The sequence below is a fragment of the Pseudoalteromonas sp. APAL1 genome (genome assembly GCF_021532475.1).
GTDB classification, from domain to species: domain Bacteria; phylum Pseudomonadota; class Gammaproteobacteria; order Enterobacterales; family Alteromonadaceae; genus Pseudoalteromonas; species Pseudoalteromonas lipolytica_C.
Genome location: NZ_JAKGAW010000003.1, coordinates 21,504 through 37,427, shown reverse-complemented (window position 1 = coordinate 37,427; position 15,924 = coordinate 21,504). Strand labels below are relative to the sequence as shown.

At 39.2% G+C, this 15,924-nt stretch carries 16 protein-coding genes; 9 read left to right on the top strand and 7 right to left on the bottom strand.

Translation table 11 applies throughout. The features are described 5' to 3' along the window. Nucleotides 1–89 precede the first annotated feature (89 nt). Nucleotides 90–419, top strand: coding sequence for a GIY-YIG nuclease family protein (locus tag L1264_RS02390; RefSeq protein WP_199525924.1), 330 nt, complete (start codon nt 90–92; stop codon nt 417–419). Here L1264_RS02390 and L1264_RS02385 read toward each other — a convergent pair. The 4 genes from L1264_RS02385 to ilvC form a co-directional block, all read right to left on the bottom strand. Then, nucleotides 408–1,319, bottom strand: a complete 912-nt coding sequence (locus tag L1264_RS02385; protein WP_235403610.1) for a M28 family peptidase — start codon at nt 1,317–1,319, stop codon at nt 408–410. The two genes, L1264_RS02390 and L1264_RS02385, sit on opposite strands and share 12 nt — an antisense overlap. Further along, nucleotides 1,261–2,445: a tetratricopeptide repeat protein gene (locus tag L1264_RS02380; RefSeq protein WP_235403608.1), complete on the bottom strand. Its 1,185-nt coding sequence runs from the start codon at nt 2,443–2,445 to the stop codon at nt 1,261–1,263. Before L1264_RS02380 ends, L1264_RS02385 begins: the two co-directional genes overlap by 59 nt. An 84-nt stretch (nt 2,446–2,529) precedes the next feature. After that, the gene (locus tag L1264_RS02375; protein WP_199525930.1) at nt 2,530–4,443 is read right to left on the bottom strand and encodes a methyl-accepting chemotaxis protein; all 1,914 of its coding nucleotides are present in this window, start codon (nt 4,441–4,443) and stop codon (nt 2,530–2,532) included. 144 nt (nt 4,444–4,587) lie between these two features. Next, the gene (gene ilvC, locus L1264_RS02370) at nt 4,588–6,060 is read right to left on the bottom strand and encodes a ketol-acid reductoisomerase (protein WP_135924059.1); all 1,473 of its coding nucleotides are present in this window, start codon (nt 6,058–6,060) and stop codon (nt 4,588–4,590) included. Nucleotides 6,061–6,206: 146 nt separating this feature from the next. Between ilvC and ilvY the strand changes: the two genes are divergently transcribed. From ilvY to L1264_RS02340, 6 genes are all read left to right on the top strand, one after another. Further along, nucleotides 6,207–7,109: an HTH-type transcriptional activator IlvY gene (gene ilvY / locus L1264_RS02365; protein ID WP_199525931.1), complete on the top strand. Its 903-nt coding sequence runs from the start codon at nt 6,207–6,209 to the stop codon at nt 7,107–7,109. A gap of 199 nt (nt 7,110–7,308) precedes the next feature. Beyond that, nucleotides 7,309–8,358 (top strand): GGDEF domain-containing protein, encoded by a 1,050-nt coding sequence (locus L1264_RS02360; protein ID WP_135924061.1) that lies wholly within the window; start codon nt 7,309–7,311, stop codon nt 8,356–8,358. A 178-nt stretch (nt 8,359–8,536) separates the two neighbouring features. Continuing rightward, on the top strand, nt 8,537–9,370 hold the full coding sequence (locus tag L1264_RS02355; RefSeq protein WP_199525933.1) for a MipA/OmpV family protein: 834 nt from the start codon (nt 8,537–8,539) through the stop codon (nt 9,368–9,370). Between the two features lies 1 nt (nt 9,371). Then, nucleotides 9,372–9,758 (top strand): DUF3019 domain-containing protein, encoded by a 387-nt coding sequence (locus L1264_RS02350; RefSeq protein WP_135924063.1) that lies wholly within the window; start codon nt 9,372–9,374, stop codon nt 9,756–9,758. Nucleotides 9,759–9,772: 14 nt separating this feature from the next. Next, nucleotides 9,773–10,465: a response regulator gene (locus L1264_RS02345; protein ID WP_135924064.1), complete on the top strand. Its 693-nt coding sequence runs from the start codon at nt 9,773–9,775 to the stop codon at nt 10,463–10,465. A 6-nt stretch (nt 10,466–10,471) separates the two neighbouring features. Next, complete coding sequence (locus tag L1264_RS02340; RefSeq protein ID WP_138556979.1) at nt 10,472–11,713, top strand: ATP-binding protein; 1,242 nt, start codon at nt 10,472–10,474, stop codon at nt 11,711–11,713. Between the two features lie 243 nt (nt 11,714–11,956). Here the strand turns inward: L1264_RS02340 and L1264_RS02335 are convergent, their stop codons facing one another. The 3 genes from L1264_RS02335 to L1264_RS02325 all read right to left on the bottom strand — a co-directional run bounded on the left by L1264_RS02335 (nt 11,957) and on the right by L1264_RS02325 (nt 14,444). Continuing rightward, the gene (locus L1264_RS02335) at nt 11,957–12,172 is read right to left on the bottom strand and encodes a DUF3820 family protein (protein ID WP_199525935.1); all 216 of its coding nucleotides are present in this window, start codon (nt 12,170–12,172) and stop codon (nt 11,957–11,959) included. Nucleotides 12,173–12,307: 135 nt separating this feature from the next. Continuing rightward, entirely contained in the window at nt 12,308–12,589 is a 282-nt protein-coding gene (locus L1264_RS02330) for a hypothetical protein (RefSeq protein ID WP_135924067.1), read from the bottom strand. A gap of 283 nt (nt 12,590–12,872) precedes the next feature. Further along, on the bottom strand, nt 12,873–14,444 hold the full coding sequence (locus L1264_RS02325) for a cation:proton antiporter family protein (RefSeq protein WP_199525936.1): 1,572 nt from the start codon (nt 14,442–14,444) through the stop codon (nt 12,873–12,875). 223 nt (nt 14,445–14,667) lie between these two features. Here L1264_RS02325 and L1264_RS02320 point away from each other — a divergent pair, with 223 nt between their 5' ends. Both L1264_RS02320 and L1264_RS02315 read left to right on the top strand, forming a co-directional pair. Further along, nucleotides 14,668–15,411 carry a sporulation protein gene (locus tag L1264_RS02320; RefSeq protein WP_199525938.1) on the top strand — a complete coding sequence of 248 codons (744 nt, stop codon included), beginning with the start codon at nt 14,668–14,670 and terminating at the stop codon, nt 15,409–15,411. A 69-nt stretch (nt 15,412–15,480) separates the two neighbouring features. Then, entirely contained in the window at nt 15,481–15,918 is a 438-nt protein-coding gene (locus L1264_RS02315) for a GNAT family N-acetyltransferase (protein WP_138556976.1), read from the top strand. Nucleotides 15,919–15,924: the final 6 nt, after the last annotated feature.

The following is a 15,924-nucleotide window of genomic DNA, read 5'->3' as shown; positions in this document are numbered from 1 at the left end:
ACTGCATGATACCGATTAGTCACAGAAGGTAAAACCCTTTTCAGTAATTGTTTTTACTGAAATGCGATTAACAATCACGAGGCATAAATTTGACCACAGATAATACAGAAAGTTTACCCGATCCAATAAAAAACAGCGATAACTCAGATGCTTCATGGCATTTGTATATTGTTCAGACTCGTTTAGGGCATTGGTATACGGGGATCAGTACCAATGTGCAAAAACGTTTTGAAGCCCACCAAGCTGGCAAAGGTGCGAAAAATTTAAAAGGCAAAGGGCCGCTTAAATTAATTTACCAACAGCAAGTGGGTAGTCGCAGTGAGGCAAGTAAATTGGAGTGTCGCGTAAAAAAGCTCACTAAGGCGCAAAAAATACAGTTTGTAGCCACATCTAAATTACCTACTAAGTTAGTCGGTTAGCTTTTCCATAAATTCAGCTATTTTTTGAATAGCGTGTTCATATAAATCGAAATTGATGTGTGCAATCGTATCAGTGCTTTGATGATGGTGCTTATCATGACCCATACCAAAGTAAATATAAGGAATGTCAGCTTTAGCAAAAGAGTAGTGGTCACTTGCCTTAAGCCAGTTAACTTTTAAATCAAACAAACGGTTTAAATAGTGCGAAGAACTTGTTGCTATAAACCGTATTTTCTCGTCAGACAGTGAGTTTATGGCGTTTTTGTACTGCGATTGATGATTTAAAAATGCGATCATACGCGGTTTGTGCTGATTAACCACCAACATGTCTAAGTTAATTTTCAGCTTTACGTCGCTAGGATTTAATGTAGAAACGAAGTAATCACTACCATGTAAGCCATTTTCTTCTGCATCTGTAGCAACAAACACAAGCTTATATGGGGATGTTTTCTCAGCAAAAATGGCTGCTATATAAAGAAGGGCTGCAACACCACTGGCATTATCATTAGCTCCAGGGTAAAGACGACTGCCTTGTAAACCTAAGTGATCGTAATGTGCGGTTAACACGATTAATTTGCACGATTGGCAGCTGTTTGGCTGAACGGCAATAATGTTACTAGCTTGGGGTTGCTGGTAAAAGGTGCCCAAGTAGTGAAAGTCTTGGCGTTGAATTTGATAACCAAGGTCGCTAAATCGCTGGGTAATATATTCTGCAGCCCGCTTAGCACCAACAGTATTCGTTTTTCGGCCATAAAACTGGTTTGAAGTAAGAGTCGCTATATCGTGTTCAAGCTGTTTCTGTGAGCTTGCATTGACTTGAAAACAGCAAAAGTAAATTAAACTAGTCGTGATAAGACAGTTTTGCAGTATGTGAACGAAGCGCGCGTAGCTTGCTTTCATAGCGTTTTTTATCTTCCTCAAAGTCAGCTTTATCGTTAGCCATGGTTAAATATTTTTTAGCCAGTTTTAAATCGCCAAGTTGATAATAAGTTCGTGCTAAACCAAAATCGGTATCATGTAATTTTGGGTCAAGCTCACGGGCTTTTCTGTAATGCTTGATAGCATCTCTATAGCGTTTTGTTGTATAGGCATCATTGCCAAGCGAAATATGATAATACGGGTTTGCTTGGCGTTTTTTGTCGAGCATAGCTAAAATTTCGCGACCTTGCTGTACTCTGTCAGTTAAATTATAAAGCCGAGCTAAATTGCCAAGAGCAGTGTTGTTGTCTGAGTTTAAGGTGATTGCATATTGATACGCTGTTTCTGCACGCTGAAAATCATTGTTAAGCCTAAAAAGTACCCCAAGATTTCCCCATGCACCAGAGTATTTATAGTCCGCATTAATCGCAGCTAAATAATAACTGTAAGCAAGGTCATAGTCATTTTTCAGCATTGCTGAAACACCTTTGTTGTTGTAGAACATTGCGGTGATTCGGGCTTTATTAATGTTAGTCGTTCTAAATGCTTCTTGGCGACTATTCGGATCAAAGTCGATAATAATTGCCCGTTCTTGTGGGTAAATCACCTTATGATTTACGGATGCTTTGTTGCTTTCTTTTACTTTTAAGTTTATGTGGCCTGTTAGCAAATTAAAGCCGTTATTGAGGGCCCAATATTCAGGTATATGAACTTGTTGAAATTGCCCTTCGAGTCCGAGGTGCTCAGCTAAGCTGTAGGCTAATATTGATAGCGATAAACAGTTTGCATTTAAATTGGCATAGCTTTGACCTGCCGTAAGTGTTGCACCTGATTGATATGAAAGTGACGAGTCTCCATTTTTAAGCAAAAAATAAAGTAACTTTTTGGCATTTTGTAACGTTCGAGCTTCTTTAGGAAAGGCAGTGTTGAGCTGCTCTTTAATTTGAGGGGTTAATGCAAATATCTGCTCTTGGCTTTCGACCTCAGATACAATGAATTCGTTGGCTTGTGTTAACGACAGCGGTGGGGGAACTAAGTTAGTTTGTGTACTATTGCAAGCGGTTAAAAAACTTAGACTCGATATTAAAGCAACGGTAATTGTTTTCATCTGACCCTCTAAATTCATGGCCTAATACTATTTAAGTATAGGCCGTGAATAAAAAAGGGTCAGTGTTATCTGTTACAAAACATGTCAGCGTTTATCAAATGTAGCAACAAGGTCATCTAAGGTTTGTGCGCTACTTGCTAAATCTTTAATCGCTTGCTCTGTATCAATTTGCTCACGCATCACGGTATCGCTGATATCACTAATTTGCTCAATGTTGCGGCCTACATCAGCTACCACGTTACTTTGCTCTTCAGTAGCGGTCGCAATGAGTGTTGCCATATCATTGATTTCATTAGCTGCATCATTAATGGCATTGAGTAATTCTACTGAACTTTGCATTGCTTCAACGCTAACCTGAGCCTGTGATTTCGAGTGATTTATATGATTTACCACTGAGTCAGAGGTACTACTTAGTTCACTGATCATGGTTTGAATTTCAGTTGTTGATTGTGAAGTTCGGTTTGCAAGTGCTCTTACTTCATCTGCCACAACAGCAAAACCACGGCCATGCTCACCAGCTCGTGCGGATTCAATAGCCGCATTAAGAGCCAGTAAATTTGTTTGCTCTGAAATACCTCTGATTGAGTCAACGATACTAGCAATGGCTTGTGTCTTATGTGCCAGCTCATTCACTTGCTCTGTAATATTATCGATATCGGTCGCCAGTTCTATTATCGCTTCTTTACTTTGTGTGACCTGAGTGTGGCTTTGCTTAGTATTATCTTTGCTGCTTTGTGTTAACTTGGCAGTATTTGCAGCACTTGAGGCTATCTCTTGCACGGTAGCGCCCATTTCATTAATAGCAGCAGCAACAGAAATAGTTTGCTCTTTTTGATTATCAAGCGCTTCAGAGTTCTTTTGCGCTTGTTTAAAAACATGAGAGGCACTTTGTCTTATTTCGCTACTTTCTTGTGCAACTTGGCTGATAGCGGTTTCTATCTTAGAAATAAATTGATTGAAACCAGCTGATAAATTAGCAAGTTCAGGCTGCTCTGAGTCAGGTAGTCGGTATGCTAAATTAGCATCACCTGAGCCTAAACGAGTAAACAGTTCAGCCATTTTTGAAAGAGGAGATGACAGTGTGCGTGCTAATAATAAGCCTGCAAAGCTCGCTATCAGTGCAATAACAATAGCAAAGCTTATAATTTGCCATTGTAAAACTTGAATGCTCGAAAATACTTCATGTTTTGGTACCTGAGCGATAACAAATAGATCTGTATTTTTGATTGGACTTGCAGCAACTAAAGTGGCTTCACCATTAAGCTCGATTTCTTGTAGGTTGAAGTCTTGGTTTGTTAAGAGTGTGTTTGTAATACCCGGCGAGTAGATACTATCAAGTTTTGCTTTCGCGACTTTACCAGCATCTTTATGCAGCTGGATTAACCCATTTTTGTCAGCTAAAAATACAAACCCTGTTTCTTCGATTTGGAAGCGCTTTAGCATTGCTTGCATATCGTCAATGCTTTTTGCAAGGCCAGCTAAACCAATGCCATTGGTTTGCTGGTGGTTTACAAACATTTTCACATCAGTTGGTGATTCTTGATAGATACTAATAGAAAACGGCTGCGTTGTGTTAGTAAACGCAAAAAACCAACCATCTTGATCTTTAGTTAAAACTCGCAAGAAACCGTCTTGATTCCAGTATTGTGCCGTTTCACGATTAGCCCAAGAAGCGGTTGCTAAATCGTATTGCTTAACGAGGCGGTTAAGCTCTTTTAGCAGTGTTTTATCATCAGTATTGCCTGAACGCGCCCACTCTAATACAAATTCGTTACTAGAGAGTTGCTCAGCGGCGCTGATCATTTGATTTATATCGTGAGTAATATAATTATCAATTGCTTGCAGCTTGCTAGGTAGCTCAGATTCAATCATTCGTTGTTCGATGATTTGTTTTGCACTGTATAGAGCTGTTGCGCCAATGAGAGCGGCAACAATTAATGCAATTGCACTGCCTAGCAGTGTTATCTTTTTAGTAATGGTGAGTTGATTTAACGCCATGAAAGTGTCTTAGTTTACAACATTTAAGTCAGTAATTTTAGCATACACTTTGCAGATGACGAATCAATGTAGGAACAAAAAAAAAGCCCAAAGCATATTAGCAATTGGGCTTGGTTTCTAACAAGCGAAACTTACTTTCCAGGGTTAAACAATTTTCTTCATTGCTGACATATAACCACGTAGCTTGCTACCTACTACCTCAACTGGGTGCTCACGTAGTGCTTTGTTTACAGCAATCAATGCTTGGTTATCTACTTGATTACTTGTTGTATCTAAGCCTTTACCAATTACATCTGTGTCGATGTTTTTCATAAAGTCTTGTAATAGCGGTAAACACGCATGGTTGTATAGGTAACAGCCGTATTCTGCTGTATCTGAAATTGTTCTGTTCATTTCGAATAGCTTTTTACGCGCAATGGTATTTGCGATAAGCGGCGTTTCGTGTAATGACTCATAGTAAGCTGACTCTGCGATAATACCTGCAGCAGTCATGGTTTCGAACGCAAGCTCTACACCAGCCTTAACCATTGCAACCATTAAAATACCTTGGTCGAAGAACGTTTGTTCGTTGATTTCTTGATCTGTATTTTGTTGCTTTTCAAATGCTGTTTCAGCTGTTTCAGCACGCCATGCAAGTAATTTTGCATCGTCTTCAGCCCAATCAGCCATCATGCCACGAGAAAACTCACCGCTGATGATATCGTCCATATGCTTGTTATAAAGCGGACGCATAATTGTTTTTAGCTCTTCGGCTAGTTCAAACGCTTTTATTTTTGCTGGGTTTGACAGGCGGTCAAGCATGTTAGTGACGCCACCGTATTTAAGAGCTTCGGTGATTACTTCCCAACCGTATTGAATTAATTTAGATGCGTAGCTTGGATCAATGCCTTTTTCGACCATTTTATCAAAACAAAGTAGTGAACCTGTTTGCAGCATACCGCATAAAATTGTTTGCTCGCCCATTAAGTCAGATTTTACTTCTGCAATGAATGATGACTTTAATACACCTGCACGATGACCACCGGTGCCAACAGCGTATGCTTTAGCTTGTGCAAGACCATGACCTTGAGGGTCGTTTTCAGGGTGAACAGCAATAAGAGTAGGTACACCAAAGCCACGCTTGTATTCTTCACGAACCTCAGAGCCAGGGCATTTTGGTGCAACCATGATAACTGTTAAGTCTTCACGAATTTGCATGCCTTCTTCAACGATATTGAAACCGTGTGAATATGCTAGTGTTGCGCCTTGCTTCATTAAAGGCATGATTGCAGTAACAACAGAAGTATGTTGTTTATCTGGTGTTAGGTTTAGTACTACATCTGCTGTAGGAATAAGTTCTTCGTATGTACCAACAGTAAAGCCATTTTCAGTTGCGTTTAAGAATGATTGACGACGCTCGGCAATAGCTGACTCACGTAATGTATAAGAAACATCTAAGCCTGAATCACGTAAGTTCAAACCTTGGTTAAGGCCTTGAGCACCACAACCGACAATAACGAGTTTTTTTCCTTTTAAAGCATCAACGCCTTCAGAGAACTCTGAAGGATCCATAAATTCACACTGCGCTAATTGCGCTAACTGCTCTCTTAAAGGAAGAGTATTAAAATAATTCGCCATTGTTAGTGTCCTATAAAAAACTAATTTGTTAGAAAACAAAGAGCCAATCTGTTGCCCCTTGTGTGAGTTAACAGTATGCAATTTTTTGCCTTGCGTAAAATGATATATTTGAATTAAAGTGTTTCATAAAATGAAATGGTGGGTTTATGGATCACAAACATCTACATTACTTTTTGGCTTTAGCTAAGACGCTACATTTCGCCAGAGCGAGTGAGCTTTGTCATATTAGTGCGCCTACGTTAAGTCGAAATATTAAACAGCTCGAAGAAGAAGTCGGAGTGATGTTATTTAATCGGGATAACCGCTCTGTAAAATTAACACGAGAAGGTGAGTCTTTTATTGAGTACGCTAATGCGACATTGGCCAGTTGGCATCGTTTTAAAGCAAATGTCCAAGAGCCCCAGCAACATATTTATGGCAATGTCAGCATATATTGCTCTGTGACTGCATCGTATAGCTTTTTACATCAAATATTAGAACAGCTTCGCATGCAGCATCCTTATATAGAGATCACCTTAAATACCGGCGATCCCGCGTTAGCTATTAACCGAGTATTAGATGGCCATGAAGCAATGGCAATCGCAGCAAAGCCAGCAAAATTACCTGGGCAAATTGCTTTTACCAGTATTGGTTATTCTCCTTTGGTATTAATTGCACCAAAAATTGTCTGTCCGATCAGCGAAAAGCTTGCAAGTGCTGAGCAGATTGATTGGTCTGCTTTAGAATTTATTGTTGCTGAGCAAGGTTTATCAAGGCAGCGCCTAGAGCAATGGTGGCGAAAAAATAATATTCATGGCCGTATTTATGCTCAGGTGGCAGGGCACGAAGCAATGGTTTCTATGGTGAGCTTAGGTTTAGGTATTGCTATGGTTCCTAAAATCGTTCTAGATAATAGTCCATTAAAAGACAAGGTGCAGATAGTTAGTGATGCAGAGCAAAGTATTGATGGCTTTGAAATAGGTTTAGCAGTGCTAAACAAAGAGCGCCACGATCCTGCTTTAAACGCTATTTGGAGTATTGCACAATCAATGACACAACAGGCAATCTAATATTTTAAGATGATACAATTGAAAAGTAGTTGTTAGTGAGCGGTTTGGTGGATTTTATATTAGTTATTTAGTATTGGTTTAGAAAAAAGTATGTCGTGTTTTATGCTGTTTTTTTATACTTCAAGCGGTTTTTATATTGATTTTTTTTAAGCGATTGCTAACGTGAATCTAAATAATAATATCAGGATTGCAAAGATTTATGACCCTGTCAGCACAAGCCGGACATTCTTTAAGTTTTTCAAGTCACTGTTTAAAACAAGCCATCCCTTTGATGGTTAAGTATAAAATACCTATTACGCCACTCAATTATGCGCTGTGGTATTGCTATGTTAGCGAAAAGAATCACGAGCTCAGTCAAGAATTAGACACTATTATCAATAAATATAATACCTGCAGTACTGAGCAAGCCAATTACTTGTTTAACAAATACCTTTCAAATGATGACATGGCTTTGTTTTATCAGCTATCTGATGGATTTAGTGATGTTGTTGGTAAGGTCCATCATGATATTAGCGAGGCACTAACTTATTCTGCAGAGTTTGATTCGGTTTTAAAAGAGTGTCGTGACAAACTTAATGAGGCCGATATAAGCCAAGAGAGTGGCTTTGATGAAGTTCTTCTGTGTGTTGAGCGTTTGAGTGACAAATCTGCTGCCTTACAAAATCGTGCTCAGGACTTTCAAAATCAACTTGCGCATGCTTACTCAGAGATCACTGAATTAAAACAAGAGCTCATTAAATCTCAAAGTAAGGCTGAAAGAGATCCCCTGACAGGGCTGTTCAATAGAGGCAAGTTTGACGAAGATGTGGTTCAGTTTTGCCAAGCACCTGATATTTCTGGGGTTGCCGTACTTGTTATGGTTGATATTGATCATTTCAAATCATTTAACGACACTTTTGGTCATCAAAAGGGTGATCAAACATTGCGCGCTGTTGCAACTAAATTATTAAAACATGTCTCGAGTGTCGGGCAAGTATACCGCTATGGTGGAGAAGAGTTCTGTTTTACAGCACATTTTGCCACAATCAGTGATATGACCAATTTTACCCAACAGTTACGTCAAGCTATAACTAAGTTACAGATCAAAGACCCTAAATCTGAGACTATCTTAAGACACGTCACTGCAAGCTTTGGTGTTGCGATTAAATCTAAAAATAGTCAACCAGAACAACTTATTGCAATTGCGGATAGGGCTCTTTATTTAGCTAAAGAACATGGCCGAAACCGCGTCGAAATTATCGAAGAGTAACCAGCATAAACAGAGTTTATCGATATTTGTATCAAATTTGTGAATAGTTGTAACCTAGCAAGGACAGTTTGTTCACATCTTGATAGTATGCAGTTATTAGAAAATCTTTTTGGTCGTAACAACAATAATGAAGTCTCAAGCGATCAGGATGTGCGCAGCGATATATGCTTTGACTGTCATGTTAGTGAATCAAGCGTATGCTGATGATTCAACTCGCACTGAACGTGAAAGCCGCAAGGCAAACCAAGAAATAGAAACCAATCAATGGCATATCAGTATTAATACTGGTATTGGTGCTATTACAAATCCATTACACGGTGGCGATAACTTACCCTTAGTTTTGCTCCCTGAAGTTGCCTACTATGCAGATAAGTGGTTTTTTGACAATGGCCGATTAGGTTATTCTCTTTTAGAGAGTAACTCTCATGTGCTTAATGTTGTCACTGAGTTTAACCCCGAAACTCGCTTTTTTATCGATTTTCATCCAAGCAATGTATTTGCGCTAAATTCATCTAGTAGCTTTATAGTCGAGTCAACAAGCAGCAATGAATTAAGCAGTAAAACAGTATCTGTTGATGATATTCGCCATCGACGTTGGGCGCTCGATGCAGGTCTTAGTTATCATTACATTCAAAATAACCACGTCTTTTCTGTGCAAGCACTAATGGATGTTTCTGGTGTTTACAATGGAATGCGAAGTGCGCTGCAATGGCAGTCTCATTATCAAGTAGGTAACCTCAGTGTTGCACCAAGTCTCGGTATTTGGTACAAATCAGCCGGCCTTAATGATTATTTTTATGGTTTATCGGCTGAAGAGACCTCATATGGGGAAATTGATGTTGGCAGTAGTTGGCAACCTTATGCTAAAATCGACGCCCGTTGGCCATTGAGTGAGGCTAACTCTCTTCGTTTTCATTTAGCATATTATGACTATTCAGCCGTGGATGACAGTCCGCTTTTTGAACACACGTATTCAATGACTGCTTTTATAGGATTCAATCATATTTTTTAATATGAAGTATTTTGTTTTTAGTCTGTGTGTGTTTGCAGTAGTTACTTGGCCGTTCCCAAGCCATGCGCAAGCGACTCAGTTTGATATCTCACCTAAAGTGTGTGTTGTGCTACAACAGCATGAGTTTTGTGATCTTGATTTAAAAATTAGCTGGCAAATAGCGCAGCCTCAAGATCTGTGTTTATACCAAAATGAGCAGCAGATACAGTGCTGGCAAGGTCTTCGCAAAGGGGTGTTAAACCATAAAGCGCGGGTTCAGGTTGAAACAATATACTCCTTAGTCAATCCGCATACGGGGAGCGAAATTGCAACCGCAAAAGTCGAAGTGCAAAGCACTGAAGCAAAAACAAAGAGACGAAGATTGCGCTCACCGTGGAGCTTTTTTTAATTCAGGAGCAACCAATGGCAAAGATTTTACTTGTTGAAGATGATCTAGGCTTACAGCAGTTAACCAAGGATTACCTTCAGCATAATGGGTTGGATGTTGCGGTCCTTGAACGCGGCGATGAAGTATTCGATTATTTAGAGAATAACCCAGTTGATTTAATGATATTAGATGTCATGTTACCAGGCAAAGATGGTTTTAGTGTTTGCCGTCAAGTACGTGATAAATTTAATCTACCCATTTTAATGCTCACCGCCAAAGGCGAAGATTTTGACCAAGTGATTGGGCTTGAACTTGGTGCTGACGATTATGTTATTAAACCTGCAGAACCGCGTGTTTTACTTGCACGCATTAATGCATTATTGCGCCGAGGCCAAGCTTCAAATAAAGCACCTGAAGAGCTCACGTTTGGTGATTTAAGCATTGATAAAACCAGTCGCATTGTTACACTTAAAGGCAACGAAATTACACTTACATCTCATGAGTTTGAGTTACTATGGTTACTCGCTTCAAATGCTGGTGAAGTGTTAAGCCGTGAACATGTTCATCAACATATGATTGGTCGTCAGTATGATGGCTTAGACCGTACCGTTGATGTTCGCGTATCTCGGATCCGCAAGAAACTAGGTGATAATAGTGACAAACCATATCGTATCAAAACTGTTTGGGGCCAAGGTTACCTTTTCGTATCTGATGCATGGGACATGTAATTATTAATGGGGAAACTATTTGCTAGCTTATATTTATATATAATAGTTTCTCTGTTTTTAGTTAGTGGGGTCATAGAACAGTTATGGCCCTATGAAGACACACAGCAACATATTGCACTTGATCAAGAATTTGGCAAATCACTTTGGCTTCTCAGTCAAACAGAAGATGGTTTAACAAAACTAAAGCAAGAGTTTAATAGCGAGATAATCAATCGTAGCGATCTTGCCCTTCCTGAAAACCTGAAAACGCAACTCAATGAAAAGCATTACCTCTATGTGTTTAATCATGACCAGCGTGTAGTTTGGTACGTAGCACTGAATGATGCGCAATTGTTGCATATAGGCCCTTTATCTGTAGCCAACCCTAGCTTTAGTTCCGTTTGGCCTTACTTTTTATTGTTAACTGTGATTGGCTTACCTGTTGGGCTATGGAGCTTTTTACTTTGGCGAGACTTTAATAAGTTAACGCTTGCATGTGAAGCTGTGGGTGGGGCACAGGATTTTGAATTACAAGATGCATCTAAATCCTTTTTTCTTCCTATTACCGATACCTTAAATGCGTTGCAAGAACGTATTCAATATCTTTTAGCAGCGCAGCAAGAACTAACTTCGTCTGTTTCTCATGAATTTAGAACACCACTTGCGCGCTTAAAGTTTGCAGTGGCGATGCTAGAGGAACAAATTGAGAATGAGAAATCGTTTATCTATATTGATAATATGCAGGCAGATATTGCTGAGCTTGAAGCCTTGGTTTCTGAAATGCTCGAATATGCACGACTTGACTCTCATCAACCCAGTTTAAAAAGCCATTCTTGTGATTTAACCGCATTAGTTAATAGTGTGGTAAATAAACTTGAGTTTGCTACAGACATTGATATTGCAGTTAATGCGCCGTCACAGCTTTATTATAATTGTGATGAGCATTTTATTGCGCGCTGCATTCAAAACTTACTCGGTAATGCACAAAAATATGCGCATCATAAAATAAATTTGATACTTGAAGAACACCCAGATGCCGTTCAAATAATAGTTGAAGATGATGGCCCAGGTATTGCTCAGTCTGAATGGCAGAGCATCTTAAAGCCCTTTACACGATTAGATAAAAGCCGTGATAAGAAAACAGGGGGTTTTGGGTTGGGGCTTGCGATAGTGGCTAAAATTGTCAGCTGGCATCGAGGACAACTACAGGTGTGTGACTCAACGCTCGGTGGTGCGAAATTTGTTATTCGATTATTTAAAGATAAATAAATCTCAAAAACCTTATACCAATCCACAATGGCCGGGAACAACTTAATGACGTAATTGTTACCTTGTTATAAAGGCGGGGTTATTGCCACAACTATGTTTACTTAAGTAACTGGCTATTACCTTGACTAAATGTCACAGATATAAAAAAAGCGCCTGAGGCGCTTTTTAAAGGTTAAAACCAAAAATAAACAAGTAGCAAAGTAATAGACCATACTAATTTATAAAAGTTCTCAAAAAATTTAATTATTTTTCATCTAATAGTGGTATTAGCATTTTTTCAAGACCATTGAGTTTTACTTCGTATATCATCGCAAGTTGTGCCCCTAATTGACCCTCAGGAAATCCCTGCTGTTTAAACCACACTAAATATGGCTCGGGTAGGAGCAGCAATGGTCGACCTGCATACTTGCCAAAGGGCATCTTTGTATTTATGGCACGTTTGAGTAGTGCTGGATCCATCTTATTCTCAGATTTGTATAAAAGGGAGATGATACGGTAAAACAAGGAGAGAAAATAGGCTGTGACGGGCAAGAAACAGCCTATTTAGTGAGGGAGGTAGGCCCTCTGAAAATATTCACTAATTTCTAATAACTATTAGTGAAGTTGATATCGACGTTTTTTTGTAAAACCAAGCTGTTTGAGTTTAAGCAGAATATTAGGGTCATCAATTCTATCGGGTGTGTCGATTTCACGAAGAAAATGATCGCTTGGTACTTGATAAACATCTAGCATCTTGTTGAATAGCACAGCTCTAATATCCGTTGCTGTCATACCATTTTGCTGTAACTCATCAAGCCGCTGTTGTATATCTACAAGTTTCCCGGAACGTGCATCATCCGTGTTTGCTAAAAACTCACTGGTAAACTTATCTTTCATTTAAATAACCTCAATCCATTTAACTACAGTGTATCAAAAAGGCGCAAAACCACAGTGAAGTTAAACGTTTTTGTGTTAAAAATAGATACTTAGCTTAGTACCTTGAGATTGATTCTACTCTTTTTTTAGTAGAGATTGCTATTGTTGATGTAAAGCTTTGTAAATAGCGTTGACCTAGTAAGGGGACGAGGGTTTAAAGGTAAGAAAATAGGCTTGGCAACTAACTGAATATAGTGAAATAATTCTCGGTTCCATTTAGAGGAACCGAGAATTATTTTTTACATTATGAAAAAAGTTTTTGTTTTACATGCTCCGCAAAGCCACTACCGGCCTCTAAATAGAAGTTGTAAGTAGAGTCAACCCCCATATCTTCTAATTCTTTTTGTTGGTCAGGGTAATTTGCTATCGCCGTTACTTGACCTTGATAACCTGAAGCCCGAAGTTGCTCCAAGGCAAAAATATTTTGCATATGCTTAGGCATTGCCAACATAACCATACCAACATGTGAATGGTTTACTCGTTGCCAAAAATCAGGGTCAGTTGCGTCGGCAAGTAATACTCGACGACCACGTTGAATATGTTTCTCTACCACATCGGGTTTTATATCGATACCAGCAACAAGGTTTGGATGAGTTTGACTAATTGTTTCATAAGCACCGGTTCCAATCCGACCCATACCAAATATCACAATCTTAGTATCGTTAAGGTTAACTGGCAGCTCTTCTGCAAGCCGAGTATCACTTTCCAATTTAAGTAACCAGCGCTCAATTTTAACGTAGATTTCATTCGAACGTTTGTTGAGCGGGGATGCCAAAATAAAGGTGATCGAAACAGCAATTGCCATTACTGCAAGCCATTCTGAAGTGATCATATTGCTTGATGCTGCAACGGCACAAACAATAAGCCCAAACTCACTGTAGTTTGCAAGGCTAAAAGCACTTAACAAAGATGTACGTGCGCGCAGTTTGAATGCATTAGTTAATACATAATACAGCGCCACTTTTATCGGTAATACGAAAACTAATACCAGCGCAACAAGTACTGCGTGGCTAGTTAGCTCTGCATTCAAACCAATATTTAAGAAAAAACCAACGAGTAATATATCTTTTAGATTAAGAAGAGACTTTGATAATTCACCCGCTTTTTTATGTGCAGCGAACATCATGCCTATTATCAATGCACCTAAATCACCTTTTAAGCCTGCAAATTCAAAAGCGTGATAGCCAATAACAAGGGCAAAGAAAAAGCCAAATAAAGGTAATAACTCACCGTGCTTTGATCGGTTTAATACCCAAAACATAACTGGGCGTAACAGAGGTAAAGCAACTAATAGCGCCAGCGCCCAAATGTTCGGCGCTTTTCCTGTGCTAATGGCCAAGAAGATCACCGCGAAGATGTCTTGCATAACCAGAATACCGATGGAGATTTTACCGTGCAGACTGGCCATCTCGCCGCGCTCTTCAAGTACCTTCACAGCAAACACTGTACTTGAGAAACTAAAAGCAAAGCCCACTAACAATGCGCTTTGCCATGTAAGCTCGCTGAATAAAGGCAGTGCAATTGCGCCAAGCAGCAGCATGAAAGCACTGAACAGTGTACTACTAATTACAATATGTAACGAAGCAGGGGCCCACACCTGAGGCTTGATTAAATTAGCCACTTTTAGTTTAAGGCCAATACTAAATAGCAGCAGGGTAACACCTAAGTTTGCAAGGGTATTGAGTAATTCTGTTGTTTTATAGCCATATAAATTAAGCGCGAAGCCTGCTAACAAAAAGCCAATAAGAGGAGGAAGCTTTAACTGGTAAACAGCAAAGCCACAGACAAACGCAGTAGCAAAGTAGATTAATTCCATAATTATTCTTGTAACTTCATTTGTTAGCAGTGTAGCGAAATATTTCTTATTGGAAAACAATATCGAAGCAGAAGAGTTTAAAAAATAAACACATTTGCGCTATTTATTGATTAATCCGTCAAAAGCACCATTTTTTCGCTGACAATAGCTTTTAATTGTGGTTAAGATGCAATAACGAAGGAATTTAAGTCGTCTTTTATTAAAGTTGGCTTAAGGAGAAAAGATGTTTAAGAAAATCCTTGCATCAGTAGGTATTGGTGCAGCTAAAGTTGACACTGTACTTGAGACAGAGCACTTGCAACCAGGTCAAAAGTTCAACGCTATGATTGTGATCAAAGGCGGTGATGTTGATCAAGAAATTGCTGGTTTAGATTTGGCGCTTATGACGCGTGTAAAAGTTGAAAGCGAAGAAGGTGATTATTTTACCAATCATGTCATTGAAAAATGGCGTATTCCAGATATTGGTATTGTCGGTGCCGGTGCAGAAAAGCATATCCCGTTTGAAGCACGACTACATTCTGAAACCCCAATAACAGAAATCAATGCCGGCTATAATCAATCCCATGTCTGGCTTGAGACAGGTTTAGATATTGATTTAGCACTCGACCCAACGGATCGTGATGCCTTACACATTTACCCTAATGATGCTGTTAGTACATTAATGGAAGCAATGGATAGGCTTGGTTTTAATTTAGTAAAAGCAGATGTTGAAAAAGGTTATTTGCGCGCACCTACTTTTCAATCTCATTCAGGCTGCTACCAAGAGCTTGAATATCGACCAAACAGTCGAAGCTTATTTGGCTTACAAGAGATTGAATTATCATTTGTGCCTGAAGCTCATAAAACACATGTGCTAATTGAGCTTGACCGTGCCTTTAGAGGTGATGGTTATGTGGATTTAACTATTGAGCATGATCACGTAAATCTATCCCAGTTATGTGACCAGCTTGAACGATTATTTGCTTAATGACTAACGACTGAATAGTTAGTTAAAACCCAGCTAAGGCTGGGTTTTTTGTCTTCGAAAAGGAGCGTTATGTATATTGTTAAAAGTTATGACGAACTCAGTAAAGATGAGTTGCTCGCAATTTTACGTGCAAGGGTAGACGTATTTGTCGTAGAGCAAAACTGTCCTTACCCGGAAATTGACGATGTTGATAATGATGAATTAACTCAGCACGTATTTTTATTCAGAGAGCAGCAACTTGCAGCCTATGCACGTTGTTATAAGAAAAATGAGCAGTATAGTGCATTTGGTCGTGTGCTGGTTGCGCAGCAATTTCGCGGTGAAGGGTTAGCGACTAAACTCGTGCAAATGGCAATTGATACCTGTCTAGAACACTGGCCTGATAAAGCAATTATGATTGGGGCTCAATGCTACTTAACAGGGTTTTATCAGCAGTTTGGCTTTGAGAATGTGGGTGATGATTATTTAGAAGATGGTATTCCACATCAAGATATGTGTCTGAGGTAGCCAAAT

Excerpts from the sequence above, each read along its gene's own strand:
- L1264_RS02330 (WP_135924067.1), bottom strand. The coding sequence starts at position 12,589 with ATGAAAGATAAGTTTACCAGTGAGTTTTTAGCAAACACGGATGATGCA.
- L1264_RS02380 (WP_235403608.1), bottom strand. The coding sequence starts at position 2,445 with ATGAAAACAATTACCGTTGCTTTAATATCGAGTCTAAGTTTTTTAACC.
- L1264_RS02355 (WP_199525933.1), top strand. The coding sequence starts at position 8,537 with ATGTTAGTGAATCAAGCGTATGCTGATGATTCAACTCGCACTGAACGT.
- ilvY (WP_199525931.1), top strand. The coding sequence starts at position 6,207 with ATGGATCACAAACATCTACATTACTTTTTGGCTTTAGCTAAGACGCTA.
- L1264_RS02345 (WP_135924064.1), top strand. The coding sequence starts at position 9,773 with ATGGCAAAGATTTTACTTGTTGAAGATGATCTAGGCTTACAGCAGTTA.
- L1264_RS02375 (WP_199525930.1), bottom strand. The coding sequence starts at position 4,443 with ATGGCGTTAAATCAACTCACCATTACTAAAAAGATAACACTGCTAGGC.
- L1264_RS02315 (WP_138556976.1), top strand. The coding sequence starts at position 15,481 with ATGTATATTGTTAAAAGTTATGACGAACTCAGTAAAGATGAGTTGCTC.
- L1264_RS02335 (WP_199525935.1), bottom strand. The coding sequence starts at position 12,172 with ATGGATCCAGCACTACTCAAACGTGCCATAAATACAAAGATGCCCTTT.
- L1264_RS02340 (WP_138556979.1), top strand. The coding sequence starts at position 10,472 with ATGGGGAAACTATTTGCTAGCTTATATTTATATATAATAGTTTCTCTG.
- L1264_RS02385 (WP_235403610.1), bottom strand. The coding sequence starts at position 1,319 with ATGAAAGCAAGCTACGCGCGCTTCGTTCACATACTGCAAAACTGTCTT.
- ilvC (WP_135924059.1), bottom strand. The coding sequence starts at position 6,060 with ATGGCGAATTATTTTAATACTCTTCCTTTAAGAGAGCAGTTAGCGCAA.
- L1264_RS02325 (WP_199525936.1), bottom strand. The coding sequence starts at position 14,444 with ATGGAATTAATCTACTTTGCTACTGCGTTTGTCTGTGGCTTTGCTGTT.
- L1264_RS02360 (WP_135924061.1), top strand. The coding sequence starts at position 7,309 with ATGACCCTGTCAGCACAAGCCGGACATTCTTTAAGTTTTTCAAGTCAC.
- L1264_RS02320 (WP_199525938.1), top strand. The coding sequence starts at position 14,668 with ATGTTTAAGAAAATCCTTGCATCAGTAGGTATTGGTGCAGCTAAAGTT.
- L1264_RS02350 (WP_135924063.1), top strand. The coding sequence starts at position 9,372 with ATGAAGTATTTTGTTTTTAGTCTGTGTGTGTTTGCAGTAGTTACTTGG.